At 60.7% G+C, this 26,512-nt stretch carries 32 protein-coding genes, 1 tRNA gene and 2 pseudogenes; 32 read left to right on the forward strand and 3 right to left on the reverse strand.

What is annotated here, in order from left to right; genetic code table 11:
- Position 1: 1 nt before the first annotated feature.
- The 23 genes and pseudogenes from rplX (at position 2) to BN2694_RS08880 (ending at position 14,345) form a co-directional block, all read left to right on the forward strand.
- Positions 2 to 358 (forward strand): 50S ribosomal protein L24, encoded by a 357-nt coding sequence (gene rplX, locus BN2694_RS08775; RefSeq protein WP_135664102.1) that lies wholly within the window; start codon positions 2 to 4, stop codon positions 356 to 358.
- Positions 355 to 1,146 (forward strand): 30S ribosomal protein S4e, encoded by a 792-nt coding sequence (locus BN2694_RS08780; protein ID WP_135664103.1) that lies wholly within the window; start codon positions 355 to 357, stop codon positions 1,144 to 1,146. Before rplX ends, BN2694_RS08780 begins: the two co-directional genes overlap by 4 nt.
- A complete protein-coding gene (locus BN2694_RS08785; protein WP_135664104.1) occupies positions 1,143 to 1,670 on the forward strand; it encodes a 50S ribosomal protein L5 in 528 nt (175 codons plus the stop codon). The genes BN2694_RS08780 and BN2694_RS08785 overlap by 4 nt, the downstream gene beginning before the upstream one ends.
- The gene (locus tag BN2694_RS08790) at positions 1,667 to 1,861 is read left to right on the forward strand and encodes a 30S ribosomal protein S14 (protein ID WP_135664105.1); all 195 of its coding nucleotides are present in this window, start codon (positions 1,667 to 1,669) and stop codon (positions 1,859 to 1,861) included. The genes BN2694_RS08785 and BN2694_RS08790 overlap by 4 nt, the downstream gene beginning before the upstream one ends.
- 2 nt (positions 1,862 to 1,863) lie before the next feature.
- Positions 1,864 to 2,256, forward strand: a complete 393-nt coding sequence (locus BN2694_RS08795) for a 30S ribosomal protein S8 (protein WP_135664107.1) — start codon at positions 1,864 to 1,866, stop codon at positions 2,254 to 2,256.
- Positions 2,257 to 2,258: 2 nt separating this feature from the next.
- Positions 2,259 to 2,795 (forward strand): 50S ribosomal protein L6, encoded by a 537-nt coding sequence (locus BN2694_RS08800; RefSeq protein WP_135664109.1) that lies wholly within the window; start codon positions 2,259 to 2,261, stop codon positions 2,793 to 2,795.
- On the forward strand, positions 2,795 to 3,751 hold the full coding sequence (locus tag BN2694_RS08805; RefSeq protein WP_135664110.1) for a 50S ribosomal protein L32e: 957 nt from the start codon (positions 2,795 to 2,797) through the stop codon (positions 3,749 to 3,751). Before BN2694_RS08800 ends, BN2694_RS08805 begins: the two co-directional genes overlap by 1 nt.
- Positions 3,744 to 4,193: a 50S ribosomal protein L19e gene (locus BN2694_RS08810; protein ID WP_135664112.1), complete on the forward strand. Its 450-nt coding sequence runs from the start codon at positions 3,744 to 3,746 to the stop codon at positions 4,191 to 4,193. Before BN2694_RS08805 ends, BN2694_RS08810 begins: the two co-directional genes overlap by 8 nt.
- Complete coding sequence (locus BN2694_RS08815; protein ID WP_135664114.1) at positions 4,194 to 4,757, forward strand: 50S ribosomal protein L18; 564 nt, start codon at positions 4,194 to 4,196, stop codon at positions 4,755 to 4,757.
- Positions 4,754 to 5,386: a 30S ribosomal protein S5 gene (locus BN2694_RS08820; RefSeq protein WP_135664116.1), complete on the forward strand. Its 633-nt coding sequence runs from the start codon at positions 4,754 to 4,756 to the stop codon at positions 5,384 to 5,386. Before BN2694_RS08815 ends, BN2694_RS08820 begins: the two co-directional genes overlap by 4 nt.
- Positions 5,386 to 5,850 carry a 50S ribosomal protein L30 gene (locus tag BN2694_RS08825; RefSeq protein WP_135664118.1) on the forward strand — a complete coding sequence of 155 codons (465 nt, stop codon included), beginning with the start codon at positions 5,386 to 5,388 and terminating at the stop codon, positions 5,848 to 5,850. The genes BN2694_RS08820 and BN2694_RS08825 overlap by 1 nt, the downstream gene beginning before the upstream one ends.
- Positions 5,850 to 6,335 (forward strand): uL15m family ribosomal protein, encoded by a 486-nt coding sequence (locus BN2694_RS08830; protein ID WP_135664120.1) that lies wholly within the window; start codon positions 5,850 to 5,852, stop codon positions 6,333 to 6,335. The genes BN2694_RS08825 and BN2694_RS08830 overlap by 1 nt, the downstream gene beginning before the upstream one ends.
- A 2-nt stretch (positions 6,336 to 6,337) precedes the next feature.
- Positions 6,338 to 7,801, forward strand: a complete 1,464-nt coding sequence (gene secY, locus BN2694_RS08835; protein WP_135664122.1) for a preprotein translocase subunit SecY — start codon at positions 6,338 to 6,340, stop codon at positions 7,799 to 7,801.
- A gap of 268 nt (positions 7,802 to 8,069) precedes the next feature.
- Positions 8,070 to 8,747: pseudogene (locus tag BN2694_RS08840) on the forward strand (NAD-binding protein); the annotation flags it as partial.
- A gap of 50 nt (positions 8,748 to 8,797) precedes the next feature.
- Positions 8,798 to 9,154, forward strand: a pseudogene (locus BN2694_RS08845) (potassium transporter TrkG); the annotation flags it as partial.
- Between the two features lie 172 nt (positions 9,155 to 9,326).
- On the forward strand, positions 9,327 to 9,677 hold the full coding sequence (locus BN2694_RS08850) for a hypothetical protein (protein WP_135664126.1): 351 nt from the start codon (positions 9,327 to 9,329) through the stop codon (positions 9,675 to 9,677).
- Between the two features lies 1 nt (position 9,678).
- Positions 9,679 to 10,185, forward strand: coding sequence for a hypothetical protein (locus BN2694_RS08855; RefSeq protein WP_135664128.1), 507 nt, complete (start codon positions 9,679 to 9,681; stop codon positions 10,183 to 10,185).
- 542 nt (positions 10,186 to 10,727) lie between these two features.
- The gene (locus BN2694_RS08860) at positions 10,728 to 11,024 is read left to right on the forward strand and encodes an AbrB/MazE/SpoVT family DNA-binding domain-containing protein (protein ID WP_135664130.1); all 297 of its coding nucleotides are present in this window, start codon (positions 10,728 to 10,730) and stop codon (positions 11,022 to 11,024) included.
- A complete protein-coding gene (locus BN2694_RS08865) occupies positions 11,021 to 11,497 on the forward strand; it encodes a type II toxin-antitoxin system VapC family toxin (RefSeq protein WP_135664132.1) in 477 nt (158 codons plus the stop codon). The genes BN2694_RS08860 and BN2694_RS08865 overlap by 4 nt, the downstream gene beginning before the upstream one ends.
- Before the next feature lie 69 nt (positions 11,498 to 11,566).
- Complete coding sequence (locus tag BN2694_RS17915) at positions 11,567 to 11,689, forward strand: hypothetical protein (RefSeq protein ID WP_280176671.1); 123 nt, start codon at positions 11,567 to 11,569, stop codon at positions 11,687 to 11,689.
- A gap of 423 nt (positions 11,690 to 12,112) precedes the next feature.
- Entirely contained in the window at positions 12,113 to 12,529 is a 417-nt protein-coding gene (locus BN2694_RS08870; RefSeq protein ID WP_135664134.1) for a hypothetical protein, read from the forward strand.
- A gap of 405 nt (positions 12,530 to 12,934) precedes the next feature.
- Positions 12,935 to 13,981 carry a ferrochelatase gene (hemH, locus tag BN2694_RS08875; protein WP_135664136.1) on the forward strand — a complete coding sequence of 349 codons (1,047 nt, stop codon included), beginning with the start codon at positions 12,935 to 12,937 and terminating at the stop codon, positions 13,979 to 13,981.
- A gap of 40 nt (positions 13,982 to 14,021) precedes the next feature.
- A complete protein-coding gene (locus tag BN2694_RS08880; protein WP_135664138.1) occupies positions 14,022 to 14,345 on the forward strand; it encodes a hypothetical protein in 324 nt (107 codons plus the stop codon).
- Positions 14,346 to 14,362: 17 nt separating this feature from the next.
- On the opposite strand, the gene hemE is transcribed toward BN2694_RS08880, so the two are convergent.
- Positions 14,363 to 15,370, reverse strand: coding sequence for a uroporphyrinogen decarboxylase (gene hemE, locus BN2694_RS08885; protein WP_135664140.1), 1,008 nt, complete (start codon positions 15,368 to 15,370; stop codon positions 14,363 to 14,365).
- A 131-nt stretch (positions 15,371 to 15,501) separates the two neighbouring features.
- Between hemE and BN2694_RS08890 the strand changes: the two genes are divergently transcribed.
- The 6 genes from BN2694_RS08890 (at position 15,502) to BN2694_RS08915 (ending at position 19,442) form a co-directional block, all read left to right on the forward strand.
- The gene (locus BN2694_RS08890) at positions 15,502 to 15,885 is read left to right on the forward strand and encodes a hypothetical protein (protein ID WP_135664142.1); all 384 of its coding nucleotides are present in this window, start codon (positions 15,502 to 15,504) and stop codon (positions 15,883 to 15,885) included.
- Between the two features lie 152 nt (positions 15,886 to 16,037).
- The gene (locus BN2694_RS08895; protein WP_135664144.1) at positions 16,038 to 16,685 is read left to right on the forward strand and encodes an adenylate kinase; all 648 of its coding nucleotides are present in this window, start codon (positions 16,038 to 16,040) and stop codon (positions 16,683 to 16,685) included.
- 73 nt (positions 16,686 to 16,758) lie between these two features.
- Positions 16,759 to 17,637 (forward strand): DUF106 domain-containing protein, encoded by an 879-nt coding sequence (locus tag BN2694_RS08900; protein ID WP_135664146.1) that lies wholly within the window; start codon positions 16,759 to 16,761, stop codon positions 17,635 to 17,637.
- An 86-nt stretch (positions 17,638 to 17,723) separates the two neighbouring features.
- On the forward strand, positions 17,724 to 18,302 hold the full coding sequence (gene cmk / locus BN2694_RS08905) for a (d)CMP kinase (protein WP_135664147.1): 579 nt from the start codon (positions 17,724 to 17,726) through the stop codon (positions 18,300 to 18,302).
- On the forward strand, positions 18,302 to 19,186 hold the full coding sequence (locus BN2694_RS08910; protein WP_135664149.1) for an RNA-guided pseudouridylation complex pseudouridine synthase subunit Cbf5: 885 nt from the start codon (positions 18,302 to 18,304) through the stop codon (positions 19,184 to 19,186). Before cmk ends, BN2694_RS08910 begins: the two co-directional genes overlap by 1 nt.
- A 185-nt stretch (positions 19,187 to 19,371) precedes the next feature.
- Positions 19,372 to 19,442, forward strand: a tRNA-Pro gene (locus BN2694_RS08915).
- Between the two features lie 441 nt (positions 19,443 to 19,883).
- Here the strand turns inward: BN2694_RS08915 and BN2694_RS08920 are convergent.
- Both BN2694_RS08920 and BN2694_RS08925 read right to left on the reverse strand, forming a co-directional pair.
- Positions 19,884 to 21,239: an outer membrane protein assembly factor BamB family protein gene (locus tag BN2694_RS08920; RefSeq protein ID WP_167879994.1), complete on the reverse strand. Its 1,356-nt coding sequence runs from the start codon at positions 21,237 to 21,239 to the stop codon at positions 19,884 to 19,886.
- Positions 21,240 to 22,139: 900 nt separating this feature from the next.
- Positions 22,140 to 23,675, reverse strand: coding sequence for an ATP-binding protein (locus BN2694_RS08925; RefSeq protein WP_167879995.1), 1,536 nt, complete (start codon positions 23,673 to 23,675; stop codon positions 22,140 to 22,142).
- Between the two features lie 338 nt (positions 23,676 to 24,013).
- Between BN2694_RS08925 and BN2694_RS08930 the strand changes: the two genes are divergently transcribed.
- Genes BN2694_RS08930 through hypE form a run of 3 tightly spaced genes read left to right on the forward strand, consistent with a single transcriptional unit; the run spans position 24,014 to position 26,512 of the window.
- On the forward strand, positions 24,014 to 24,298 hold the full coding sequence (locus BN2694_RS08930; RefSeq protein ID WP_135664156.1) for a HypC/HybG/HupF family hydrogenase formation chaperone: 285 nt from the start codon (positions 24,014 to 24,016) through the stop codon (positions 24,296 to 24,298).
- Positions 24,299 to 25,420 (forward strand): hydrogenase formation protein HypD, encoded by a 1,122-nt coding sequence (gene hypD, locus BN2694_RS08935; protein WP_135664158.1) that lies wholly within the window; start codon positions 24,299 to 24,301, stop codon positions 25,418 to 25,420.
- 9 nt (positions 25,421 to 25,429) lie between these two features.
- A complete protein-coding gene (gene hypE, locus BN2694_RS08940; RefSeq protein ID WP_135664160.1) occupies positions 25,430 to 26,512 on the forward strand; it encodes a hydrogenase expression/formation protein HypE in 1,083 nt (360 codons plus the stop codon).

Genomic DNA, 26,512 nt, shown 5'->3' on the forward strand with positions numbered 1-26,512 from the left:
TATGAGTGAACAACCAACCAAACAGCGCAACGAGACCGAGCGCGCGCCGTTGCACGAGCGACACAAGCAGGTCCACGCGACGCTGACCGACGACCTCCGCGAGGAGTACGACACCCGACGCGTCCGCGTCAACGCGGGCGACACGGTCGAGGTCATGCGCGGCGACTTCGCCGGCGAAGAGGGCGAAGTGCTCGACGTCGACCTCCGGGACGCGACGATCAGCGTCGAGGACGTCACCGTCGAGACCGCCGATGGCGAGGAAACTCCCCGCCGTCTAGAGGCCAGTAACGTCCGCGTGACTGATCTGGACCTCGCTGACGACGTGCGACGGCAGCGACTCGAGGAGGACGAACAATGAGCAACCACCAGAAACGACTCTCGGTACCGGAACGCTGGCCGGTCGAGCGCAAGACCGAGACCTTCACCGTCAAGGCCGACGCCGGCCCACACGGCGAGGCCGGCGTGCCCCTGCTGATCGTCCTCCGGGACGTCCTGGGGTACGTCGACAGCCGCAAGGAGGCTCGCTTCGCGCTCGATCAGGACCAGGTGCTGATCAACGGCGACCCCGAAAGCGACGAAACCCGTCCCGTGGGGATGTTCGACATCCTTGCGTTCATGGAGCGCGAGGAGTTCTACCGCGTGTTCCCCGGCGAGGGCGGTCGGCTCGCGCTGACGCCCATCGACGAGGACGCAGCCCAGTCAAAGCTCGGCAAGATCGTCGAGAAGGGTAACGTCCCCGGCGGCGACCTCCAGCTGACGCTGCACGACGGCGAGACGCTGCTGGTCGGCGAGGACGCCCCCTACGAGGGCAACGACTCGATCGTCGTTGCCAACGACAGCGAGGAGATCGTTGCCCACTTCGAGTACGAGGAGGGCGCTCTCGTTACGGCCGTCGATGGCCAGCACGCCGGCGAGATCGGGACGATCGAAGAGATCCAGGTCACGCCCGGCAGTGCCGACAACAACGTCATCGTCGAACGCGAGGACGGCTCGACAGTCGAGACCGTCGAGGAGTACGTCGTCGTCATCGACGAGAACTTTACTAGCGACGACGCCGACGAGGACGTCAAGGAGGACGAATCCGACGCAGAAGCCGACGAGGCCGACGCCGAGGACGCGTCCGAAGACGGAGGTGCTGAGGAATGAGCTCCGAGACCGAGGCCGGGTTCCACCCGATGCGCGAGCCGTCCGTCGAGAAGGTCGTCGTCCACATGGGCATCGGTCAGGGCGGTCAGCAGCTGGCTGACGCAGAGGAGATCTTGGCAGAGATCGCCGGCCAGCAGCCCGTCCGGACCAACGCCAAGGCGACCGTCGGCGAGTTCGAAATCCGGCAGGGTGACCCCGTCGGGACAAAGGTCACGCTGCGGGATGAGGACGCCGAGGAGTTCCTCGAGACGGCACTGGAACTGGTCGACATCGAAGCGTCGCAGTTCGACGAGACCGGCAACTTCAGCTTCGGTGTCGAGGAACATACTGACTTCCCCAGCCAGGAGTACGACCCGACCATCGGGATCTACGGGCTGGACGTGACGGTGAACCTGACGCGGCCGGGCTATCGCGTCACCAAGCGCGATAAGGCGTCCCGGGCGATCCCCGCGAACCATCGGCTCGATCCGGAGGACGCGATCGCGTTCGTCGAGTCGACCTTCGACGTGGAGGTGAGCGAATGAGCGAGAGCGAGACAGACAGCGACACGGGCGCAGAAGCAACCGGCGAGCAGGCCGCAAAGCGGACCGGCCAGCTAGAGGCCTGCCAGCGCTGCGGGCGCGAACAGGGCCTTGTCGGCAAGTACGACATCTTCCTGTGCCGGCAGTGTTTCCGGGAGATCGCCCCCGACATGGGATTCGAGAAGTACAGCTAACGATGACAGGAAACGATCCACTCAGCGCGGCGCTCGCGGAGATCGATAACGCCGAGAGCGTCGGCCAGCTGTCACACATAGTCGAGCCCGCCTCGAACGAGATCGGCAACGTCCTCGAAGTGTTCTACGACCGTGGCTACATCGACGGTTTCGAACACATCGAAGACGGCAAGGCCGGCAAATTCGAGGTCGAATTGAAAGGTGCGATCAACGAATGTGGCCCGGTCAAACCCCGCTATTCGGCGGGATCCGACGAGTTCGAGCAATGGGAGAAGCGATTCCTCCCTGCTCGGGACTACGGGACGCTCGTCGTGACCACCAGCCACGGGATCATGAGCCACTACGAGGCCCGGCAAGCGGGCGTCGGTGGCCAGGTGATCGCCTACGTATACTGACAATGCCACGCACAGAACTACAGCTACCGGAGGACGTGAGTGCCGAGATGGACCATCTTGAACTCACCGTCGAAGGGCCCGAAGGCAGCGTCACGCGCCGGCTGTGGTATCCGGACGTGTCGGTCGAGGTGGCCGACGAGACGGTCGTCATCGAGTCTGCGGAAGACGACGCAAAGACGATGTCGACGATCGGGACCTTCGAGAGCCACGTGCAGAACATGTTCCACGGCGTCACCGAGGGCTGGGAGTACGAGATGGAAGTCTTCTACTCTCACTTCCCGATGCAGGTGCGCGCCGAGGATAGCGAGATCGTCATCGAGAATTTCCTCGGAGAGCGCGCGCCGCGGACGACCCCGATCCACGGGGACACCGAGGTCGAGATCGACGAAGAGCAGATCACGCTGCGCGGGCCCAGCATCGAGGATGTCGGCCAGACGGCCGCGGACATCGAGCAGCTAACCCGCGTCACGGACAAGGATGTCCGCGTCTTCCAGGACGGCGTCTACATCACCCAGAAACCGAACCGAGGTGAGGCCTGATGGCCGAAGACGAGGAATTCACGGAGTTGACGGACGTCAGCGGGATCGGCGACGGAACGGCCGAATCGCTTCGCGAGGCCGGCTTCGAGACTATTTCCGATCTGCGCGAGGCGACGGAAGACGAACTTATCGAAGTCTCGGGCATCGGCAACGCGCTGGCTGCCCGGATCAAGGCCGACATCGGCAGTGTCGAACCCGACGAGGACGTTGACGCCGATGTCGACGAGGAGTCCGAAACGGACGCCGAGACCGAGAGCGCCGAGTCCTACGAGGAACTGACAGACATCAGCGGCGTCAGCGAGGACAAAGCCGAGACGCTGCGGGAGGCGGGCTTCGAGACGGTCGAAGACGTCGCCCGCGCCGAGCAATCGGACCTGACCGCGGTCGAGGGCATCGGCAACGCCCTGGCCGCCCGAATCCAGGCCGACATCGGCGAACTCGACGTCTCGGCCGCCGAGACCGCCGAGGTCGAGGAGGCTGGTGCGGAAGCCAAAGAGGCCGAAGATGTCGAGACGGAACTGCAGGCGCGCGGCCACGCAGAGAAGACGCCCGAGTTGAGCGACGAGGAGGCACGTCTGCTCGTCCAGCGACGACGCGAGGGCAAGCCGCAGTTCAACCGGCAGGACTACCACAAGAAAAAGCGCGTCCCGACGTCCTGGCGACGCCCGCGGGGCGGCCTCTCGAAGCAGCGCCGCGGCGTCAAGGGCAAGGGCGATACTGTCGAAGCCGGATTCCGGACGCCCGAAGCGGTTCGGGGACTCCACCCCTCTGGCTTCGAGGAAGTCCGCGTCCACAACGTTGCGGACCTCGAGGGTGTCGACGGTGACAGCCAGGCAGTGCGGATCGCCTCGAAAGTCGGTGGCCGCAAGCGCGAGCGCATCGAGGAGGTCGCGGAAAACGAAGGGATCCGCGTCCTCAATCCCACCTACGTCGAAGTCGAGGTGAACGATGACTGATCTGAGTGCACAGAAACGGATGGCCGCCGACGTACTGGACGTCGGGAAGAACCGCGTCTGGTTCGATCCCGAGGCCCAAGACGAGATCGCCGAGGCGATCACGCGGGCGGATCTGCGTGATCTCGTCGATCGAGGCGTCATCCGCGCCGAGGAACCGGACGGCAACTCCCGCGGACGGGCCAAAGAGCGCCAGCAGAAGCGTGCGTACGGCCACCAGAAGGGACACGGGTCCCGGAAGGGGTCTGCGGGAGCGCGACAGAACGAGAAAGAAGACTGGGTCTCGCGGATCCGTGCCCAGCGGGAACACCTTCGCGAACTCCGCGACGACGGCGAGCTGTCGCCGACGGAGTACCGCGAACTGTACGATCAGGCCAGCGGCGGCGAATTCGACGACGTCGGTGACCTGACGCGATATATTGACGACCAATACGGTGATCAGTGAATGGCGACAGGACCACGATACAAGGTGCCGATGCGTCGGCGCCGCGAATCCCGGACGGACTACCATCAGCGGTTGCGCCTGCTGAAATCCGGCAAGCCCCGCCTCGTGGCGCGGCTCTCGAACAGCCAGGCCAGGGCGCAGCTGGTGACTACCGGGCCCGATGGAGACGAGACAGTTGCAGCCGCCGAGTCGAACGACCTCGCCGAGTACGGCTGGGAGGCACCGACGGGCAACCTGCCCGCCGCGTATCTCACCGGCCTGCTCGCCGGGCTGCGAGCGATCGACGCCGGCTACGAGGAAGCCGTGCTGGACATCGGACTCAACACGCCGACGCCAGGGAGCAAAGTATTCGCGATCCAGGAGGGTGCGATCGACGCCGGCCTGGAAATCCCCCACAACGACGACGTGCTTGCCGACTGGGAGCGGACCAGCGGTGAACACATCGCCGAGTACGCCGAGATGCGTGAGGAACCGCTGTATAGCGGGGATTTCGACGCGACAGAGCTACCCGCACACTTCGCGGAGTTGCGGGAGACGTTACTCGAAGGTGACATCGAACTATGAGCGACGGATGGGAACCACGAACGCGGCTCGGCCGCCAGGTCGCCGACGGCGAGATCGACTCGATGCGCGACGCCCTGAACGCCGGGCTGCCGCTGAAGGAACCGGAGATCGTCGACCAGCTCGTCCCCGGGCTGGAAGACGAAGTACTGGACATCAACATGGTCCAGCGGATGACCGACTCTGGCCGCCGGGTGAAGTTCCGGTGTGTCGTCGTCGTGGGCAACCGCGACGGTCTGGTCGGCTACGCCGAGGGGCGTGACGACCAGGTCGGCGGCGCGATCCAGAAGGCAATCGAGGTCGCCAAGCTGAACCTGATCGACGTCTCGCGTGGCTGTGGCTCCTGGGAGTGTGGCTGTGGCCGAGCGCACACGGTCGCGCTGCGGACCACGGGCAAGGCCGGCAGCGTCGAGGTCGAACTCCAGCCCGCCCCGCGCGGACTGGGCCTGGCCGGCGGAGAAACCGTCCGGCACGTCCTCGAACTCGCCGGCATCGAAGACATCTGGACGCGCTCGTCGGGGAACACCCGCACGACGGTCAACTTCGCAAAGGCGACGTTCAACGCCCTGCGGAACACGGCCGAAGCACGGGTCCCCGAGCGAGCCTTCGAGGAGCGCGAGGTGATCGAGTAATGGAAGTACTCGTTCAGTTGCGAGGCGAGGTTGACGTCAGTCAGGACGTCGTCGACACCCTGGAGATGCTCAACCTGGGCCGCGTCAATCACGCCACGTTCGTCCCCGAGACCGAGGCCTACCGGGGCATGATCACGAAGGTTCACGACGTGGTCGCCCACGGCGAACCCTCTGTCGAGACAGTCGAGTTGCTCCTCGAAAAGCGGGCTGAGCCTGCCGAAGGCGAAGGAGACATCGACGACGAGTGGGTCGGCTGGAACACAAACTACGACGACCTCGAAAGTCTGGCCGAAGCCCTCCTCGAAGAGGAGACAACCCTGCAGGAAGTCGGCCTGTCGCCGACACTCCGTCTGCACCCACCACGGAAGGGCCACGACGGGATCAAGCATCCGACCACCGAGGGCGGACAACTCGGTAATCACTCGACCGAGGCGATCGACGACCTGCTGGAGGCGATGCGATAATGACTAGTAAGAAAAAGCGCCAGCGCGGTTCGCGCACACACGGCGGTGGCACGCACAAGAACCGTCGCGGTGCCGGTCACCGCGGCGGTCGCGGCGACGCCGGCCGCGACAAACACGAAATGCACAACTACCCGCCGATCGGCAAGAGCGGGTTCACGCGCCCCGAGAAGACCCAGGAGGACGTCCGCGAGATCGACGTCCGGAAACTCGACGAGGACGCGGCCCTGTTGGCCGCCGAGGGCCTCGCCGAGGAGACCGACGGCGGCTACCGGATCGATGCCCGCGAAGTCGTCGAGGACGGTCACGAGGCCGACGTCGTAAAAGTACTCGGTAGCGGGCAGGTCCGCAACGAACTGACCGTCGTCGCCGACGCGTTCTCGGCCGGTGCCCGCGAGAAGCTCGAGGCCGCCGGTGGGAGTGCGGAGCTGAGCGAGCGCGGCGAACAACGACAGGATAAAGAGCACGCCGACGCCGACAGCGAGTAAGGATGAGCTGGAAGGACACCGCTGAACCACTGCTGACGCGGATGCCGTCGGTCGCCCGCCCGGAGGGCCACGTGCCGTTCAAGCGCAAGCTGGGCTGGACAGCCGGCGTGCTAGTGCTGTATTTCTTCCTGACCAACGTCTACCTGTTCGGACTGGGGACCGGTGGCGGCGACGCGTTCGGTCGCTTCCGGTCGATCCTGGCCGGTGGACAGGGGACGATTTTGCAACTCGGCATCGGGCCAATCGTTACGGCAAGCATCGTCCTGCAGTTGCTGGGCGGTGCGGATCTGCTGGGCCTTGACACCCAGAACAATCCACGCGATCAGGTGCTCTATCAGGGCCTCCAGAAAGTGCTGGTACTCGTGATGATCGCCCTGACCGGGCTCCCGATGGTGTTCGCCGCCAACTTCCTGCCGGCAGACCCGGTCTTTGGACTGGGTACAACGGGAACGAAGTGGCTCATGTTCCTCCAGATCGCCGTCGGCGGTGTCCTCATCCTCTACATGGACGAGGTGATCAGCAAGTGGGGCGTCGGGAGCGGGATCGGCCTGTTCATCATCGCTGGCGTCAGCCAGAGTCTGGTGGGCGGGTTGATCGCGATCCCGCAGCTATCGCCGACCAACGACTGGGGCCTCATTCCTTCCTGGATTGCGATGGGGCTTGGCTACCGGGACATCCCTTCGGTGCTGACCACGGAAGGGTTGCTGGACTTCCTCTTTGGACAAGGCCAGATCATCGCCCTGCTCACGACTCTCTCGATCTTCGTGATCGTCGTCTACGCGGAGTCGGTCCGGGTGGAAATCCCGCTCAGTCACGCTCGCGTGAAGGGTGCCCGCGGACGATTCCCCGTGAAACTCATCTACGCGAGCGTCCTGCCGATGATCCTCGTCCGGGCGTTGCAGCAGAACGCCCAGTTCCTCGGGCGGATACTCAACCAGCAACTCGGGGGCAGTATGCCCGCTATCCTGGGCACCTACGGATCGAACGGTAATCCAACGGGCGGACTGTTCTACTACCTGGCACCGGTCCAGTCGCCGAGTCAGTGGGCGTGGTTCCTCGGTGGAGTCTCCCAGCCGGTCTGGAAGGTCCTGCTGCGTGTCGGTATCGATCTCACCGTCATGATCGTCGGCGGCGCCATATTCGCCGTCTTCTGGGTCGAGACGACTGACATGGGTCCGGAGGCGACGGCCCAGCAGATCCAGAATTCCGGCATGCAGATCCCCGGCTTCCGACAGAGCCCCGGCGTACTCGAGAAGGTGCTTGGACGGTACATTCCGCAAGTGACGGTCATCGGCGGCGCCCTCGTTGGCCTGCTGGCCGTCCTGGCGAACATGCTCGGCACGATCGGCGGCGTCACCGGAACCGGACTGCTGCTGACCGTGAGCATTACCTACAAGCTCTACGAGGAAATCGCCGAGGAGCAACTCATGGAGATGCATCCCATGATGCGCCAGATGTTCGGCTAAGCCGACACCTGACTGGCTACCGGAATGGGGCCACCAACGTTTCCAGATTGAAACGACGGACAAGCAGGTCGATATTTCTTACCCGCCAGGCGGGCGTGATGATCAGTGTATATCAAACCGTCGGGGCGGGGGCTACCACGTATTCTATCCCCTGGATCGACGACGGCAATGGAGATGGACTCCACCACGTCTCGGGAGGCCGTGTGATCGACGGCCTCGGGGAAGACCGCCCGGGGACGTCGACAGCTTCGCCGACGGGACGATCCAGATGGCCGAGTTCGAACTCGCCGCGGGGAGTCCACTCGCCGGACAGACCGTCGCGAAAGCCGATCGGTTCGACGATCTCACGTTCGCTGCGATCCTGTGTTCCGGGGAGGATGGGGCCTGCGAAGAGATCGTCATCCCGCGCGGTGACACGGTACTGGAAGCCTGCGACGAGGTGATCGTCATCGGGACCGACGAGGCGGTGACGGCTTTCAGCCACGCTGTGGCCCCGGATGACGACTACCACGACGTCTTGCTCGTCGGCGGGAGTTCGGTCGGCTACCAGACTGCGAGACTGTTCGAGGAACGCGGGATTCGACCCAAGCTGATCGAGCGGGACCCCGAACGCGCGCAGTTTCTCGCCGAGTCGCTACCAAAGACGACGGTGTTACAAGCTGATGCCACCGACCGGGGCTTCCTCGAGAGCGAGAACATCGAGGCGGTCGATGTCGTCGTCACGACGCTGGAAACTGACGAAGCCAACTTGCTCGCGGGACTGTTCGCCAAGCGACTCGGTGCCGGCCGCGCTATCGCAGTCGTCGAAAACGGCGGCTACGTTCAGCTGTTCGAAACCGTTGGGATCGATATTGCCATCCAGCCCCGTGAGGTGGCCGCCGAGGAGATAACTCGGGTCACGCGCGAGGAACACGCCGAGAACGTCGCGATCATCGAGAGTGATCGCGCGGAAGTGTTGGAGATCGAAATAAACGAAGACAGCGTTTTCCACGGCCAGTCCATCCCGAGGCGGTCAGTCCCGTCTGACTGGGCGGCCGAGCGCTAGACGAGTCGACCGTCCGCGGAATTCACGCCTTCACGCTGCTGTATCTCGCGCTGTTCTTCCTCGGAGTCGTGGTGATCATGCTCGATGCGGGCCGGGTCGGCATGGAACTGGCAGTCTTAGACGGATTGAGCGCCGTCGCGGCGACGATCGGCAACGTCGGGCCAGGCTTTGGCATCGTCGGTCCGATGAAAAGCTACCTGCCGTTCCCCTGGACATCGAAACTATGGATGGTCTTTCTGATGTGGATCGGCCGCCTGGAGATTTTCCCCGTGTTCGTCCTCCTGACGCGGGTCTACTGGCGGTCGTGAGACGTTGGAAACGAGCATTCTCACGACTACGAAACGAGATACTGATCAGTTACTAGTCCGGCGGTTAGGAAAGTTATATAGAAATAGCAACTATAAAACATATTTCTATCATCCAATATAGAAATGATATAGTAAAATTACCATTGTTTGACTGTATTTCTGATCATGGAGCATGAAGCTAACTACAAGGCGCCAAGTACTGAATCTACTTGGCTCGTCAGCGTTGTTAGGTGCTACCGCTTCTGTAGCATCAGCAAAAAAGAAGAGTGACAAAGTGGATAAACTAAGGGATCAACTATTGGAAAGGTATCCACGAAATGAGGTATCTGTTGCTTGTAATATTTATAAGAAGGAAGAGAAAAAAGTAGAAAAAGGAAAGAAAACTGAAAAACAGGCACGGAAAAATCTTGAGGATAGATTGATTGATCACCCAGTCCCATCAGAAATATCTGCCGATATATTAGATTGTAGACAAAAGATAAAGGAACATAATAAAAAGAAAGCCAATAAGGAGGAAGAATAATATGGTTACTCTATCATTAGATGAGAAAGAATCAGAGAAGAATAGCTCATTAAACTCTAAGAATAATGTGTCCATTGACACTATTGAAAATAAAATCCATCTTTGGTCTAAGGCACTTATTGCGGGTAATGCAAATGCTACAGCTAGGCTTTTCACGCAATATACACCAGACGAAGATGGAGACTACGAAGTCAGTGTCGACTATTTTAAAAACGCAGATCTCCTCCTGGCAAATGCAGAATTATCAGTGATTGTTCGGGACAGCTTTGGACTGTCTAAGCACAAAGTATGTGATATATCAGGAGGATCGGATGATGAGAAAAGATCAGTTAATGGTATTGAATTAGACGCTGGAACAGAATATGATATCGGGATTGAGATATTCACCAACGCGGGTGCATTTATGAATGAAACGTATGCAGACTTATATAATTCCAAAAGCCTCCCTCCGGAGATAGGGCCGAGACATCGGTTCGTACTTAATGAATTTAAGATGAGAAAAGACTAAAATCTAGCTGATAACAGCACTTGTATTTGTCTTACTTAATCTGATTCTAGAATGAAGAATCGATCTTTATAGAATGTGGGCACATAATCAATTGTTATCAATAGTCGTCTCGCGATATTCTTGAAATCCAAGCAAGACAAGAAAAAATAACACTGTAAAAAGATATATCGACATTCCATTTGAGAAGGGGTGGAACACGCGATATACAATGTACCCTCCAATTGCAGATACCAAGCAGTAAGCCATCAACCGGGTATCATCCATTGTTAGATAATAATGTTTTCTATATGAATATAAATTTTGGGTTCGGGAACGGGCCGTATTTCACCATGCCCAAACAAGCACTCTCCCATCTGGCCGAAATTCAGCGATTTTAGGTCCTTTAGTTCCCCGACACCTCGAAGCTGCTGCTATCTTCCTGCTGTGGATCGGCCACCTGAAGATCTTTCCCGTGCTCGTCCTCCTCACGCGGGCCTACTGGCGGTCGTGAGGAATGGTCCGGAGTAATACTTTTACAGTATTACGACTAAGTTATTACCACAATGCCGCGCATCACCAGCAAGGGACAGGTCACGATCCCGAAGGAGATTCGGGAGGCGCTCGGGATCGAACCGGGTGATGAAATCTCTTTCGAGCGGACTGACGAGGGCTGTGAGATCCGGAAGGAAGCGCCGACCACCGAAACAGGAGGGGATCCCTTCGAGACGTATCGGGGACGGGCCGAGAGCGACGAGACGATGCCGGAGCGAATGCGGCGCCTCCGCGGAGAATACCCGCGAGAGGAGACACCGGAAACCGACGACGGCGGATCGGGCGCAATGTCGGAGGATGAGACGTGAGGACCGCTGTCGATACGAACGCCTTGATCGCGTTGTTATACGACGACGAACACGCAGACGAAAGCGAGGCTGCGCTCAGGGACGCCTACGAGCAAGGTGCGGTCGTCATCACGCCGATCGTCTACGCAGAGCTGGCGGCCGACGGAACGTTCGACGACGCATCGGCGCTCGACCGGTTCCTCGAAGACATGAGCATTCGGCTCGTCGAACCGTCACGTCGAGCGCTGTTCGCGGCCGGCGATCGCTTCCGCGAGTACGTCGATCGGCGACCGGACGGCCTACAGTGTCCGTCCTGCGGGACGGAACAGACAGTCGAGTGTGAGCATTGCGGGACGTCACTGTCCCCGCGCCAGCACGTCGCCGCTGACTTCCTCATCGGCGGCCACGCGATGACCGAGGCTGATGCCCTGATTACATTCGACGAAGGATTCTATGGGTCGTATTTCCCATCACTGACTGTCCGCCCGGACTGAACTGCTCGACCGGACAGCGCTCACTGCTGGCAAGCAACCCCCTTTCCGATCCGCCCCCTACGACGTCGCATGTCGCCCCCACCCATCCTGCCGTTGAATTTCGGCGAACCGGCCCTCCCCGAACGTGAGGCTGTCGTCTCGTATCTCAAACGCATCTACCGCATGGTTGAGGGCGATACCACTGTGGACTGAGTGTGGAACGACCGCTCAAACTGGCCGATATTCCGATGTTATCAGGCTCTTCCAGCCATATCCAAAATAAGAACACAAAAGGAATATTTACTATGAGAACCAATAAATCATCATACAAGAACAATGCATGTCATGGGAACTAGAACGGAAAGAAATCATCGCTATCGTACTGATTGCTTCATACGGAGTTGCTCTGCTACTTGGTCCGAAACATCTAGTAACGATCATTTTCATAATTGCCGCTCTTGTATTCGCGTTATCCTCGGAATTATACAACAACAATCAGGCATAACGTCTCCCTGTGCGTGTATGAATCTCGTCTAAAATCGAGGGCACAGTAATTTCGATCTTTCAGATGCTAGTGGGAAATTTGGAGGACCACATATTTCGACGGCTGAAAACCATAGTGTTCCGGAAGGAGAATTGACAGAATACACGAAGGGAAAAGAAGCTCTGGAGGAGGCAGATCCAAATGCAGGTTGCGATGCAAGTGCAATCTTGGGTGGTGCGGGCGTTGTATTAGGAATCACCGCAAGTGCATTGTCAGGGGGTGTAGCTGCTGCATTAGTCGGCACCAGTTCTGTTCTCGGCATAGCAAGCGTACTTGACGGTATGTCAGAGAACCATGACTCAGAATCTAGTTCAACCGACGAATATTCGTACGAATTCGAAGAAACGGCATACATCACCACCCAAGAGATATCGATGTGGGCTCATGACTGGCGATTCGCTATTCCTATTCAGAAGGGACAGACCGGCCAATTCAAAATGTGGAGAGATATCAATGGTGCCGGAGGCAAAGTGGGTGATGCCGACGTGGGTGAATGGACGGAAGAATAGGGAGGGAAGGGAACATGGGATGTAGATATCCCCCTCATATAATAGTCGAGAAGACACTATTAAGAATCCACCAGATATTGATGACGAGCATGGACGACCACATGACTTCAAATACGATCCTGATGACGACACAACACTTGTTTAATCGATATATGAAAATATAGAGTACGGCTTGATGATCATCCCCCAGTACAACCCCGGCTGGGGGAAACCTTCGCACTCGCGACTGCGAGAGTAGTCGAGGGCACGCTCGGTTAGTGGGGACGACGATTACGACGACGTCACCGACGGTCGATCGAGCGGTTTCGCGACGGGGCGGCCTGAGCGGTCACCGAGTCCAGAGTTCGTCCGGATCGCTCCGCCGGCAAGCAAACATCTATTCCGATCTGGCCGTAACTGTGAGTCATGTCGAGTGCCATCCTGCTGTTGAATTTCGGCGAACCGGCCACCCCCGAACGCGAGGCCGTCGTCTCGTATCTCGAGCGCATCTTCTTCAACAACCGCGAGATCGAGGGCGATACGACGGAAGCCGAGGCCCGCGAACGGTCGCGCGAACTCGCCGAGCGCCGGGCCGGGCCGCTGATCGAGGAGTACGAAGAGATCGGCGGCTCGCCCCTGAACGGCCAGGCTCGTGAGCAGGCCGACGCACTGCAAGAACGACTCCAAGAGCGCGGTCGCGACGTCGAGACGTACATCGGGATGCAGTTCACCGAGCCGTTTATCGAGGACGCACTGGACGCTGCGATCGAGGACGGCCACGAGCAGATCATCGGCCTGCCGATCTACCCACTCTGTGGCCCCTCGACGACCGTCGACGCACTGGAAGAACTCCGCAAGGCCGCCGACGAACGTGAGTTCGACGCACTCCAGGAAATCTCGGGCTGGCACCGCCACCCCGATTACCCCCGCCTGCGGGCTGACGCGATCGAAGCCTACGCCGAGGAGCGTGGTGTCGATCTGACAGACCCCGAGACGACCCTCGTGTTTTCAGCCCACGGCACACCCCAGTACTACCTCACGGAGGAAGGGAGCCGCTATGACACCTACGTCACCGAGTACGTCGAGACGGTGGCTGGATTGCTCGATGTCGATTCGTACGAACTGGGCTACCAGAACCACGAGAACCGGGATATCCCCTGGACGGAACCCGAGATCGAGGACGTCATCGAGACCGTCGACGCCGAACGCGTCGTCGTCGAGCCGATCAGCTTCATGCACGAACAGAGCGAGACCCTCTCGGAACTCGATGTCGAACTCGCGGAGGAAGCCAACGCGGCAGGCTTAGAGTTCCACCGTGTGCCGATACCCCACGACGATGATCGTTTCGTCGGCGTGCTCGAGGATCTTGTCGAACCCTTCCTCGCTGACTTCGACCCCGCAGTCTACCAGTTCCGGCAGTGTCAGTGTCGGGACGAGCCGGGAACGATGTGTCTGAACGCGCCGATTGAGTGACAGCGGTTATACCAATGGAGACGAACGATCTACGTGACCGATGGCCCGCACAGTCGAAATTACGGGGCGGCTGATTGTACTCTCCCTCTATGCGGTCACGATTCTCGGGTTCCTTGTGTTCGTCGGGGCCATACTATACCCGTTCGACGGTCCTGCGAACCTCGGGCTGGCAGTGCTGTTTGTCGGGGTCGCCGTTGCGATGGTAGTCCATCTCTGGCGGATAAAGACCGGCCGGGACACAGTTGAGTTTCCCCCGCCCGGCAACGTCCACCACCGACCGCTCTCGCCCGGATGGATGGCCAAAGAACGGTGGCTGAAAGCGGTCAACCAGCTTCCCGAAAACGACGATGACGACAAAGCCTGAGCGGTTGATGAAACTGCTCAGCGCTCGATGGACTTCGCCGTCTCGACGAATGCCTCAACGGCTGCGACGGGCGTATCTTTGTTGACACCGTGGCCCAAGTTAAGAATATGTCCCCGGGGTCCGGCCTGTTCGATCACTTCACGCGTGCGTTCGCGGACTATTTCTGGATCGGCAAAGAGGACCGAGGGATCGAGGTTCCCCTGGACGGGTCGGTCACCCAGTTGGTCGCGAGCCGCGCCCATCTCGACAGTCCAGTCTAAGCTGACCACGTCCGCCCCCGTCGCCGCAAGTTGATCGAGTCGACCGCCCATGTTCCGGACGAAAACGATCGTCGGCGCGTCGACGTCGGCCAGAATCTCTCGGTGGAGTGGCTGGATGAACTCCCGGTAGTCCGCTGGGGGCAAGACTCCGGCGTAGGTATCGAACAGTTGGACGACGTCCGCACCGTGATCGACCTGGTACTGGAGGAACTCGCGAACAGCGTCGGCGAACGTTCCGAGCAAATCACGGAACGCTTCGGGGTGGCGAGCCTTGAACTGGCGGGCGGGGTAGTGGTTCCGGGTGGGATGGCCGGCGATAGCATAGGAGGCAAGCGTGAACGGGCCACCGGCAAAGCCGATGAGGCCGGTCTCATCGCCGACCCGGGCGTCGAGTCGATCGAGCAGGTCGCCGACGTAATCGAGTGACTCCTCGATGTCGTCGTAGGTGTCCGGGACGTCCGCCGGGTCGGAAACAGGCTCGTCGATGACTGGGCCCTTCCCGGACTCGATGTGGTACGCAAAGCCGAGCGGTTCGAGGATCGTCAGGATGTCCGAGAACATCACCAGCCCGTCGGGACGATAGCGATCCCAGGGGAGGAGCGTGATTTCGGCGGCCACCTCGGGAGTCGTGACGGCTTCGAGAAAGTCGTACTCCTCCCGAAGGCGCCGATACTCCGGGAGATGCCGTCCCGCCTGGCGCATCAGCCACACCGGCGGCCGTTCGGTACGCTCACCGCGGGCGGCCCGTGCGAGTAGATCGCTCATCGCCGGGGATTGTACTCGAACGTGGTTAAGGAATTCCCATATAGATCGCCGACGGGGGCCGATCTCTACCTGAAAAACGCAAATGGCATGGGATGACAAAACATATCACAGTTCGTGGTGTATATTAGAACATGGGTCGCTACGATGTCGAAGTGGACACAGCACGGAATCGAATGACACTCACGCTGGAGGGGCAACTGGACAAGAGCCAAATCGAAGCCATCATCGACGAGATGGCTGAAGGAGCGAAGCAACTCGATGAAGGCTGGGGCCTCATCAATGATATTTCCGAATTCAAGCCGGCGGCAGACGACGACGAAGCGGACCTGAAAGAAGGAGCGGTACAGGCAGGCCGACTCGGTATGGATACTGTCGTCCGCGTCACCGGCGAGTCGGTCACGGCCGAATTTCAGTGGGAACGGATCGGTGAAGAAGCGTCGTCCGAGGAGGGATACGATGTCTTCGTGACCGAATCAGTCGAAGACGCCACGGCGATGCTCGACGAACGTCAGTGACCTGGCCGCCTTGGCTCCACAGAGATCCACAACGGACTTTGAGATAATCAACACAGCCGAGAAGCTGTCTCCAATTCGCCGTCGCCTTGAGACACTGTCGAGGCCAATCGGCAAACGTCACATAGTTAATTCTCGGTGGCGAACCTCCGCTCATGAGTCAGCCGAAAATTCTGCTGTTAGGGCCGCCAGGCGCGGGTAAAGGGACACAGAGTTCGAACCTCGTCTCCGAGTTCGGCGTCGAGCACGTCACGACGGGCGATGCACTCCGCTCGAACAAGGAAATGGATATCTCGGATCTCGGCCTGGAATACGACACACCCGGTGAGTACATGGATCGAGGCGAACTCGTCCCCGACGAAGTGGTCAACGCCATCGTCGAGAAAGCCCTGACGAGCGCGGACGGCTTCGTCCTCGACGGGTATCCACGAAATCTCGACCAGGCCGAAGAACTCGAATCGATGACGGAACTGGACGTGATCGTCTCGCTGTCGGTCTCCGAAGCCGAACTCGTCGATCGTCTCACCGGTCGTCGAGTCTGTTCGGACTGTGGGGAGAACTACCACGTCGAATTCGATCAGCCCGAGAAAGCGGGCGTCTGTGACGAGTGTGGCGGCGAGTTGATCCAGCGCGAGGACGACCAAGAGAAAGCGGTCCGCAATCGCCTCGAGGTATTCGCGGAGAACACCGAACCCGTCATCGACTACTACAGCGATCGGGACGCGTTCGTCGAAATCGATGGCGAACAGTCCCTCGATGACGTCTGGAATGACCTGCAGGCGGCCGTCGAGAGCGCTATCTGAACGACGGACCAACCGGGGTCGCGTCGTTGGAAAATACAAAGTTGATTTACCTGCGCCCGTTAGAGGGTTTACGATGGCACGGACAGGCGAGAAAATAGATCGTCTCGTGGCCGAGGACGCAAGCATGGAGGAGGCCATCGAGACAGTGCTGGCTGCGGCCGAAGAGCAGGGGACTGTCTCGTGGGGCGACGTCAGCGACGACCTCTCGAGCGGCCAGTGGGGACGACTGATCGAAACAGGGCTGCTGACCGACGCCGACGGCGACGGGTTCGTCATCAACGATCCCGACGGCGTCCACGATGCCCTAGAGGACGCCGACCCCGACGAGGACGACGGTGGCGGCTGGTCGACCTGGGACAAGCTCGCCGGCGTCGGCGCCGTCTCGTTGATCGCCGGCTACTCGATCCCCTCGATCAAGACCACCGTCGGCACCGTTCTGGACACTGTCCTCGGGCCGATGGAAGCGATGTTGCCCTTCTACATGGTGATCCTGGTACTGGCGACACTGACTGGCCTCTGGTCGGCGTTGCTACAGGACAATCTCATGGACATGAGCGGGATGGGTGAACACCAAGAGAAGATGCAGGAACTCCAGGAGCGCCGCGAACGCGCCAAAGAAGAGGGCAACGAGGAGGAACTCGACCGCATCCAGCAAGAGCAAATGGAGATGATGAGCAACCAGATGGGCATGTTCAAACAGCAGTTCCGTCCGATGGTCTGGATCATGCTGTTGACCATCCCGGTGTTCCTGTGGCTGTACTGGCGGACCGGAAGCGGCGATCTCGGTGTCACGGGAGTCGCGATCGTCATGCCGCTGTTCGGCGAGATCAGCAGCTGGACTGCCGGGACGCTCGGTCCCTGGCCGGCCTGGCTGTTCTGGTACTTCATCTGCTCGCTATCGTTCAGCCAGATCGTCCGCAAGGCATTGAACGTCCAGACTTCGCCGACCTGATCGGCGAGACTCGGCTAATCGGCCGTACATGGCGGCGTTCTGCCGCGAGACACACGCCTTTTTACCGCGCCGTTCGCATACCGAGTATGTTGATCACCGTCTCCGGCCCTGCCGGCAGCGGCAAGAGTACGCTGGCGGAGAGTCTCGCCGACGCCTTGGACTACGAGCACGTCAGCGGCGGCGACATCTTCCGGTCGCTCGCCCAGGAACAGGACATGACGCCCCTCGAACTGAACAAGCAAGCCGAGGAAGACGAGGCGATCGACCTCGACCTCGACCGTCGCCTGCGGACGATCGCGCGCGACCGCGACGATCTCGTTCTCGAATCACGACTGGCCGGGTGGATGGCCGGGAACTATGCGGATCTCAAGCTCTGGCTGGACGCGCCGTTGGACGTCCGGGCCGACCGGATCGCCCAGCGGGAGAACAAACAGATCGAGCAAGCCAAAACCGAAACCAGAGAGCGCGGCGAAAGCGAGGCCCAGCGCTATGAGGCGTACTACGGCATCGACATCGAGGACCTCTCGATCTACGACCTGGCGATCAACACTGCCCGCTGGGCCCCCCAGGGCGTGTTGAGCGTCGTCCTGCACGCCGTCGAGTCCTACGAGCAGAACGGTGACGAAGGCAAAGCCCCCGTCGAGGGCGTCTCCTACGATTTCTAATGGCCCTGCGTGGTCCGCCCGCCGAACGCTCGCCCGCCGAACTCCTTTCGTTTGGAGTGCTCAACCTCGATAAGCCACCTGGCCCCTCCGCCCACCAGGTCGCGGCCTGGGTGCGTGACTTGGCCGGCGTCGACCGGGCGGCCCACGCCGGGACGCTCGACCCGAAAGTGACTGGGTGTCTGCCGATGCTGCTCGGCGACGCGACGCGAATGGCGCAGGTCTTCGACGACAGCGAGAAGGAATATGTCGCAGTGCTGGAGGTACACGACCGCGTGAACCAGCCCGATCTGGAACGGGTCGCAGCGGACTTCGAGGACGAAATCTACCAGAAGCCGCCCAAAAAGAGCGCCGTCGTGCGCCGGCTGCGCGTCCGAGAGATCATCGATCTAGCGGTGCTGGAGAGCGAACAGCGCCAAGCCCTGCTCAGGGTACGCTGTGAGAGCGGGACATACATCCGCAAGCTCTGTCACGACATCGGGATGGCGCTCGGGACCGGCGCACACATGGGCGACCTCCGACGCGTCGGGACCGGGCCCTTCGACGACCGGGACTTGGCAACGCTCCACGACTTCGCCGACGCACTGGCGTGGTACCGCGAGGACGACGACCCCGTAGCACTCGAAGCAGTCGTCCAACCCGCCGAGCGTGCGCTGGTCGACCTGCCGTCGGTGACGATCGCTGAGAGTGCAGCCAAAGCGGTGGCAGACGGTGCACCGGTGTACGCCCCCGGCGTCATCGATGCCGACGCGTGCCTCGGTCCCGACGCCGAACCGCTGGTGGCCTGCTACACGCCGAACGGTGCCGTGGTATGTCTCGGTCACCTGATCGGTGATCCCGACGCCGAATCGGGGACTGTCGTGGACCTCGAGCGCGTGTTAGTATAGACGAAGGCTCATCGACTGGGACGGGGAATAACTATCGTCTGCCGTCCCGCACTTCGCTGCCCTCCAGTCGAAGCTCCATAGCACTGCCAACGATGGAATACACCACTGCCGGCCAGTGTCAGCAAGGTTCGACCCTTTCGGCGAAACGAAGGCCTTAACTCTGGCTCCATCGTTGTCCAAATCACGGGACCGTAGGGTAGCGGTATCCTCGGCGCATGGGGTGCGTCGGACCCGAGTTCGAATCTCGGCGGCCCCACTACACCACCTTTTTACTGCGGAGGGGTGCCTATCGGCACCCCTTCTTGCAAAAAGCTGGACCAAAAACATCTGCTCGCGAGCCGACGGTTCGCTCGCAGGGAAACGCCTCACTACGTTCGGCGTATGCGTACTGCCGGAATGGGGCAATGATTCGATAAGTCCGATAACGGCAGGCGAGAGCTGGTCGCGGACAAAGCCGCGACATGGAAGCTTGTGCCGTACTGGGCGACAAACTTCCGCTTCTTGTCATACTCAAAACCGATCACCGAAGTCGAGCGGCTCGGCGTGCGGTCAACGTTGCCCGAAGAAACCTCGTATCGGCGTCTGATTGACTATCTTGGTGCGTATGCCTTCTGGGACATGCTAAGTGGGTTGCTCGCTCCACAACCGCGCGATTTCGAAGCTGTCGAGGACTTGTCCCAAGATGTCGAGGGTGTGACTACTCGTTGGGTAGCTCGTCGTCGGCTGCCCGGCGCCGGTAGAGGTATGCCGCGCCGAGTCCAGCGATGCCCGCCGGCAGGGCGTAGCCCGGATCTGGGAACAAATCAGTTGTCTCAACAGTAAGGTCTTGGTCTGCCCAGGTGTGATGGTGCCCAAGCGTTCCCAGCCGTGTCCGCGATCCCTCACTCGATCCCTCGACTCCGCAGTCGAGCGCGTACACGTGGCCGTCGTCGCTCCCGACGAAGACAGTGCCGGCGACTACCGTCGGCGACGACCAAACCGAGTCCCCGGTTTCAAAGGACCAGTTCTCGGTTCCATCTTCGGCGTCGATCGCGTATACGTGGTTGTCGTCGCCGCTCCCCACGACGACAGTGTCGTCGACTACTGTCGCCGACGACGACCAAAATGTCGCTCCTGTTTTGAAAGACCAGTTTTCGGTGCCGTCCTCGATGCTGAGCGCGTACACGTAGCCGTCGTCACTCGCCACGAAGGCGGTGCCGTCGATCACCGTCGGCGATGACCGGACTTGGCCGGTGTCGAAGTGCCACAGTTCAGTACCGTCATCGGCGTCCAGCGCGTGTACCCCACCGCCCTCACGGTTGCCCCCAAGGTCGTTCCCGACGACAACAGTACCGTCAACCACCGTCGGTGATGACCGCAGTTTATCTCCGGTTTCGAAGCGCCATTGTTCCGTGCCGCTTTCGGCGTCAAGCGCATACACGTAGCCGTTACTTCCGACCGGTGTACCGCCACTCGCCACGAAGACAGTGCCGTCAACCACCGTCGGTGATGACTCAACCGGGTAGTCCGTTTTGAAGAACCAGTCTTCGGTGCCGGTCTCGGCATCGATCGCGTACAGTCCATTGTAGAGATCACCCACAAAAAGAGTGCCGTCGACCACTGTTGGCGACGAGTAAATCGGCTGACCGGTATCAAAGCGCCATAGTCTGGCCCCGTCCGTCGCATTGAGCGCGTACACGCGCTCGTCTCCGAGTTCACTCCCAATAAAGACGGTACCGTCGATTACCTGCGGCGACGACCGGACTACGTTCCCGGTTTTGAAGGACCACTCTTCGGTACCGTCCGCCGCATCAAGCGCGTACACGTGGTTGTCGTCGCTCCCAATGAAGACGGTATCGTCTACTACAGTCGGCGACGAATGGACTTCCCCTCCGGTTTCGAAAGACCAGAGTTCGCCGCCGTCCGTAGCGGTCACCCCGCCGACCCCCTGTGTGAGGCCCGCCGCGCCGGCGAAGACGCTCCCAGTAATTTTCAGGAGGCCCCGGCGGGTAAACGCGGGAGGCAGTCGCCGCCGAGGCGGCTCGTCGGCCAGTGTCGTATCCCGGTCAGACATCTTGCTCACCTCTCCACCACTCATGATTATGTCGTCGAAGTGATGTAATCACTGACCGCCCGGTCGAGAGATCGAAGGGGCAGTTCAGAGCTATCATTGAATTTACTACAGAACAGCGTCGCATATTTGTTTCCCTCGGGCCGGTCGTATTCGCCAGTGCGACGCCCTCCCGTGCTGGATAGACGCTCTAAGTCTCGTAGTTGCTCAAATCCTTCATCTGGAATCTGTCACAGTGGTGAATGTTGAATAGAAGGCACGTCTTGGTCGTGAGTGAGTGAACTCAACTGGACAACGGAAGTACTTGCAAGTTGTGTGATCACGTTGTCTAAATTACCGCGTTAGAGAGACAGCAATAATCCTCCGGGGGTTGTAGCGTTCATCTCAGTTACTTACATTCGTGGTCACAGTCGCCACATCTCATTTTTGATTTCTTGAATTCGTCACTCCATCCGAGTTCAGTGACATCAGTAACCTACATTTTGAGCATTCGAATATCATACTGATTGATTGGAGTCTTACACAGGCTCATGCCTACGGTGGAGTTCAGTATCTGACCAGCAGTTCTTTGCTGACTACACGCTCTCTATCCTGTACAATAACTAGTGACAATATTCCTTATTCGGTGGTTGTTTGCACTGGGTTCGGTAAGAGCCTCGGCAGTACTGACAGTATCTTCCGTCTCAGTCACAGCTTCACTCGCAGAAACTCAGTAATTCATTCCACTCTTGTTGCATAACTCCTCTATAAGTCACGTTCCGGAGCGGCCCGAAATCCGATCTGACGGGACGATCGATCGACGCCTCTGTTGACCAGTCTCGTCATCGCAACGAGACAGTCGCTTTCGAAGGCTGCATTGACCCGAGCTAACCCGGCGAAAGCGCTTCGACCGGAAAAATCGGATCAGGAGTCATTATCGATCGCGGTCCGCTCTTTCAGTGCCTGTCCGCCGACGATGAGAGCGCCGAGAGTCAGCCCCCAGACCAAGTGCCCGAGCAGTCCGGCAAGATCAAGCATCGGGATTGGCGACGGGACCCCGACGAGTCCCAGCCACAGCGGCATGATCACCCCGGCGGCCAGCGCCCAGAGGACGACCGCCCAGCCGATGGCGACCGCCAGACACCACCGCCAGTCCTCCGCATAGCGATCGGGGACTGATGCGAGGACGCCGGCGTAGACGAGTCCGAAGACGACGCTGTGGAACTCGTGGGTAATCCAACCGACGACCGCGTTCATGTTGCCGTACAGCGCACCGATGATCGGCACCACCCCGGAGGTCGCCTGCCCGACCAGCCCCATCGTCACCCCGGCCAGTAGCGAGACCACGACTGTCAGGCCAAGCGTCGTAGTCGGGACACCGTAGGCCCGAACGTCAGTGGCCGTCGACTGGCCGGGGTGGACTTCGGCGTCAGCGATCGGGAGGCTGAGTTCGACTGTCGTCGACCCCTCAGCCTCGGCACAGCCGATCTCCCCGTTGAGCGTATCGATCACCAGCCGGACAACGTTGAGCCCGAACCCGACCAAGGGGTCGTCGTAGTCCCCGCTAGCTCCCTCCTCCAAGATCTCGCGCTGGGCCGGGGTCAGGCCGGCCCCGTCGTCCTTGATACGGACACGAACCTCCTGGTCGGTGGCGTCAACGGCGACTTCGACGTGCTCGGCGCCACTCTCGGCCGCCCTGACGAGGACGTGTTCGAGCCCACGTTCGAGCATGACGTTGCCCCACACCGAAACGTCGTCCCGGAGGCGATCGACCACCTCAATGGAAACGTCGGGATGGTCCGCGTCGACGGAGGCGATCGCCTCATCGAGAGTATTCCCGATCCGGGTCGCATCGAGTCCCTTCTGAGCGGCGGCACTCGACCGCGCGAGATACTTCACGTCGTCGACGGTGCGCTGGATGGTGTCGGCTTGGTCGCGGACCGTCCCAACCACCTGCTTGCGGAGTTCGGGGTCGTCGCGATCGGCGAGCACGCCGATCTGACCGTCGATTACCAGGACGGCGTTGAGAACGCGATCGCGCAGGCTCCGGTTGAGGACTTCCAGCCGGTCGGCCTGTCGCCGGAGTGTAACGCGCTGTTTGCGGTTTTCGGCCGCATACAGCCCCGTCAACGCGCCACCGATCGCCCCGCCGATCAGAAAGTTCGAGAGGTACGTGCTGTCGTTGATGGTGCCCATGCGTGTCATGGTGTCGATGCCCGACCCGACGAGTGTCAGGACGACGAGGACGAACATCGTACCCGTACCGATCATCGTCCAGACGGCGGTCGTCCGAACGTACACCCGCTCGAAGGAGCCGACCGCCAACGCGACGCCGAACGCTGACAGGCCAAGCCCCAGCGTCAACGGGAGCAGCCCTGCGACCACGAACTGCAGGAGATCACCGTCGACAGTGAACGTGACAGTGAAACGGGTCAGCGCGAACCCCACGAGCGAAATCACCAACCCGCCGACCGAAACCCGACGGATAAGTGCGCCAACCAGGGACGATCGGTCCATTTCTACAGAGAATGGCAACGTCGCGCATAATACCTTGCCTCGGCGAAGACGTTCGGCCCGACCGTTTTCCGCATCGATGATCATCCTTGTTATCAGCGGGCGAGAAGAGGGCTCATAGTCAAGTGTCGTGATGCCCTGTCTTCTCGTATGAGATCCGGGTGCCCCGGCGGTCCCCAACGGAGCAATTCCAAGTCGCAGACAGACACCGGCCGGCAGCCGGATCGACCGGTTCCGACGGAACCATGCCGCGCGAACGACAACACAGATCCAGGTGATAGTACATGTGTCTAGGCATTCCGGGAGAAATCGTCGAGATAAACGGGCAGGAAGCACGCGCCGAGTTCTGGGACGTCGAGAAGACGGTCCGGATCGACGTCGTTGACGAGGATGTCGAGGTGGGAGATCACATCCTCAATCACGCCGGCTTCGCCATCCGGAAGATCCCCGACGAGGAGGTCGAAGAGACGATGGAAATCTACGAGTCGTTCCTCAAGGGCGACGAGGATGAGGCCCGCGAGGAGATCGGGGCGGCGGAGGGCGAACAGCTCGGGATCGAGGGCCGATAGATGGCGACAAACGCCGATCGCGGGGACGACGAACTCCAGTTTCGTGACCCCGAGAAGGCCGAGCAGTTGACCGACGAACTCCAGTCGCTGATGGACGACATCGGCGAGCCGGTCAACGTGATGCACGTCTGTGGCTCCCACGAGCAGGCCATCGCGAAGTTCGGTCTGCGCTCGATCCTTCCCGACGACCTGACAGTCCGGATGGGTCCAGGCTGTCCGGTCTGTGTGACCAACATGCCCGAGGTCGACGAGGCCGTGGCGCTGGCCGAAGACGGGAAGGTGGTCACGACCTATGGGGACATGTTCCGGGTCCCCGGCACCGAGAAGAGCCTCGCGGACGCCAGAGACGAGGGCGCGGACGTCCGGGTGGTCTACAGTGCCAGCGAAGCCGCCGAGATCGCCGAGGAAGAGCCCGAAGAGGATGTCGTCTTCTTCGCGACGGGCTTTGAGACGACTGCCGCGCCGACCGCCGCGGTCCTCACGTCTGACCCGCCAGAGAACTTCTCGGTCCTCTCGGCCCACAAGTACGTGCCGCCGGCGATGGAGGTCGTCGCGGAAATGCCCGACACCGACGTCGATGGCTTCCTCGCAGCAGGTCACGCTGCGACGATCACGGGCTATGGTCTCTTCGAGGACTTCGTATCCGAGTACGATACCCCAGCCGTCGTCGGTGGGTTCGAACCGATCGACGTGCTGTTCGCCCTGGCCAGGCTGTTGGAGTTTATCCGGGACGACGAGGCTGGCCTGGAGAACGCCTACCCCCGCTGTGTGTCCGAGGAGGGCAACGTCCCGGCCAAGGAGATCATGTGGGACGTTTTCGACACCACCAGCGGGGAGTGGCGCGGGATCGCCGAAATTCCCGACGCGAACCTCGTCCTCAGTGAGGAGTACGCTCACTTCGACGCCCGCGAACGTTTCGACATCGATGTCGACCCGGGCGCAGCCGATCCCCTGACCGAAGACTGCATCTGCGGGGACATCATGGCCGGGCAGGCCGACCCCGACGAGTGTGAACTCTTCGGCGAGGAATGTACGCCCCAGGACCCCGTCGGGGCCTGTATGGTCTCTAGCGAGGGGACCTGCAAGATCTGGCTCGAATACGGCGGCCAGCCGGATCTGTGAGGTGATCGAATGACGGATACAGACAACGGCGACGTGCTCGAGGATAGCGACACCCCGACGGACGGGTACACTGACGACGAGGTCATCACCCACGCCCACGGCGCGGGCGGCGGCCAGATGACCGATCTGATCGAGGAGTTGGCAGTCTCCCGATTCGCCGAGAGCGAGGCGGACGTCGGCCTGGCAGCCCTCGATGACGGGAGCGTCCAGCCGATCGACGACGAGCACTCGGTTGTCGTCACGACCGACAGCCACGTCGTCACGCCCCTGTTTTTCCGCGGCGGGGACATCGGCCGACTCGCCGTCTCGGGGACGGTCAACGACCTGGCGATGATGGGCGCGACCGAACCCCTGGCGTTGACGAGTTCGCTGATCATCGAGGCCGGCACCCCACAGTCGACCGTCGAACGCGTCACTGAGTCGATGCGCGAGACTTGCGAGGAGGCCGGCGCGACCGTGACGACCGGCGATACGAAGGTGATGGGTAGCGACGAGATCGACACGCTGGCGATCAATACGACGGGAATCGCCGTCGTCCCGAAGGGCGGCCACGTCCCCGACGCCGGTCTCTCGGTCGGCGATAAGATCATCGTCTCCGGGACGATCGGCGATCACGGGATCTCGCTGCTCTCCGAACGCGAGGGCTTCGACTTCGGCGGGGACCTCGCGAGCGATGTCCAGCCGGTCAACGACCTCGTCGCCGCGGCGATGGACGCTGGCGACGTGACAGCGATGAAAGACCCCACGAGAGGGGGACTCGCCACCGTTCTCAACGAAATGGCCGGCAAGGCGGACGTTGGTATCGACCTTGAGGAGCGGTCCATCCCCATCTCGGGGGCAGTCTCCTCGGCCGGCGAAGTGCTGGGCATCGAACCGTTCGACGTCGCCTGTGAGGGGGTCGTCGTGATGGGCGTCGCGAGCGATGACGCCGACGCAGTGCTTACAGCACTCAGGGACAATCCCAAGGGCGAGGACGCCGCAGTCGTCGGCGAAGTGGTCGAGGACCACGCCGGGCAGGTTGTCCTCGATACCGGCTTCGGACGGCGGTATCTCACCCCGCCGGAGGGTGAACAACTCCCCCGGATCTGTTGA

It is taken from the genome of Halorhabdus rudnickae (assembly GCF_900880625.1).
Taxonomy (GTDB): Archaea; Halobacteriota; Halobacteria; order Halobacteriales; family Haloarculaceae; genus Halorhabdus; species Halorhabdus rudnickae.

What these genes read in the sequence shown, in the direction of transcription:
- rplX (WP_135664102.1), top strand. Translation starts at nt 2, where the DNA reads ATGAGTGAACAACCAACCAAACAGCGCAACGAGACCGAGCGCGCGCCG.
- BN2694_RS08825 (WP_135664118.1), top strand. Translation starts at nt 5,386, where the DNA reads ATGGAAGTACTCGTTCAGTTGCGAGGCGAGGTTGACGTCAGTCAGGAC.
- BN2694_RS08860 (WP_135664130.1), top strand. Translation starts at nt 10,728, where the DNA reads ATGCCGCGCATCACCAGCAAGGGACAGGTCACGATCCCGAAGGAGATT.
- BN2694_RS08785 (WP_135664104.1), top strand. Translation starts at nt 1,143, where the DNA reads ATGAGCTCCGAGACCGAGGCCGGGTTCCACCCGATGCGCGAGCCGTCC.
- BN2694_RS08890 (WP_135664142.1), top strand. Translation starts at nt 15,502, where the DNA reads ATGGGTCGCTACGATGTCGAAGTGGACACAGCACGGAATCGAATGACA.
- BN2694_RS08920 (WP_167879994.1), bottom strand. Translation starts at nt 21,239, where the DNA reads ATGTCTGACCGGGATACGACACTGGCCGACGAGCCGCCTCGGCGGCGA.
- hypE (WP_135664160.1), top strand. Translation starts at nt 25,430, where the DNA reads ATGACGGATACAGACAACGGCGACGTGCTCGAGGATAGCGACACCCCG.
- BN2694_RS08805 (WP_135664110.1), top strand. Translation starts at nt 2,795, where the DNA reads ATGGCCGAAGACGAGGAATTCACGGAGTTGACGGACGTCAGCGGGATC.
- BN2694_RS08900 (WP_135664146.1), top strand. Translation starts at nt 16,759, where the DNA reads ATGGCACGGACAGGCGAGAAAATAGATCGTCTCGTGGCCGAGGACGCA.
- BN2694_RS17915 (WP_280176671.1), top strand. Translation starts at nt 11,567, where the DNA reads ATGTCGCCCCCACCCATCCTGCCGTTGAATTTCGGCGAACCGGCCCTC.
- BN2694_RS08800 (WP_135664109.1), top strand. Translation starts at nt 2,259, where the DNA reads ATGCCACGCACAGAACTACAGCTACCGGAGGACGTGAGTGCCGAGATG.
- BN2694_RS08855 (WP_135664128.1), top strand. Translation starts at nt 9,679, where the DNA reads ATGGTTACTCTATCATTAGATGAGAAAGAATCAGAGAAGAATAGCTCA.
- hemH (WP_135664136.1), top strand. Translation starts at nt 12,935, where the DNA reads ATGTCGAGTGCCATCCTGCTGTTGAATTTCGGCGAACCGGCCACCCCC.
- BN2694_RS08895 (WP_135664144.1), top strand. Translation starts at nt 16,038, where the DNA reads ATGAGTCAGCCGAAAATTCTGCTGTTAGGGCCGCCAGGCGCGGGTAAA.
- BN2694_RS08880 (WP_135664138.1), top strand. Translation starts at nt 14,022, where the DNA reads ATGGCCCGCACAGTCGAAATTACGGGGCGGCTGATTGTACTCTCCCTC.
- BN2694_RS08830 (WP_135664120.1), top strand. Translation starts at nt 5,850, where the DNA reads ATGACTAGTAAGAAAAAGCGCCAGCGCGGTTCGCGCACACACGGCGGT.
- hypD (WP_135664158.1), top strand. Translation starts at nt 24,299, where the DNA reads ATGGCGACAAACGCCGATCGCGGGGACGACGAACTCCAGTTTCGTGAC.
- BN2694_RS08820 (WP_135664116.1), top strand. Translation starts at nt 4,754, where the DNA reads ATGAGCGACGGATGGGAACCACGAACGCGGCTCGGCCGCCAGGTCGCC.
- BN2694_RS08850 (WP_135664126.1), top strand. Translation starts at nt 9,327, where the DNA reads ATGAAGCTAACTACAAGGCGCCAAGTACTGAATCTACTTGGCTCGTCA.
- BN2694_RS08795 (WP_135664107.1), top strand. Translation starts at nt 1,864, where the DNA reads ATGACAGGAAACGATCCACTCAGCGCGGCGCTCGCGGAGATCGATAAC.
- secY (WP_135664122.1), top strand. Translation starts at nt 6,338, where the DNA reads ATGAGCTGGAAGGACACCGCTGAACCACTGCTGACGCGGATGCCGTCG.
- hemE (WP_135664140.1), bottom strand. Translation starts at nt 15,370, where the DNA reads ATGAGCGATCTACTCGCACGGGCCGCCCGCGGTGAGCGTACCGAACGG.
- BN2694_RS08815 (WP_135664114.1), top strand. Translation starts at nt 4,194, where the DNA reads ATGGCGACAGGACCACGATACAAGGTGCCGATGCGTCGGCGCCGCGAA.
- BN2694_RS08930 (WP_135664156.1), top strand. Translation starts at nt 24,014, where the DNA reads ATGTGTCTAGGCATTCCGGGAGAAATCGTCGAGATAAACGGGCAGGAA.
- BN2694_RS08790 (WP_135664105.1), top strand. Translation starts at nt 1,667, where the DNA reads ATGAGCGAGAGCGAGACAGACAGCGACACGGGCGCAGAAGCAACCGGC.
- BN2694_RS08780 (WP_135664103.1), top strand. Translation starts at nt 355, where the DNA reads ATGAGCAACCACCAGAAACGACTCTCGGTACCGGAACGCTGGCCGGTC.
- cmk (WP_135664147.1), top strand. Translation starts at nt 17,724, where the DNA reads ATGTTGATCACCGTCTCCGGCCCTGCCGGCAGCGGCAAGAGTACGCTG.
- BN2694_RS08910 (WP_135664149.1), top strand. Translation starts at nt 18,302, where the DNA reads ATGGCCCTGCGTGGTCCGCCCGCCGAACGCTCGCCCGCCGAACTCCTT.
- BN2694_RS08810 (WP_135664112.1), top strand. Translation starts at nt 3,744, where the DNA reads ATGACTGATCTGAGTGCACAGAAACGGATGGCCGCCGACGTACTGGAC.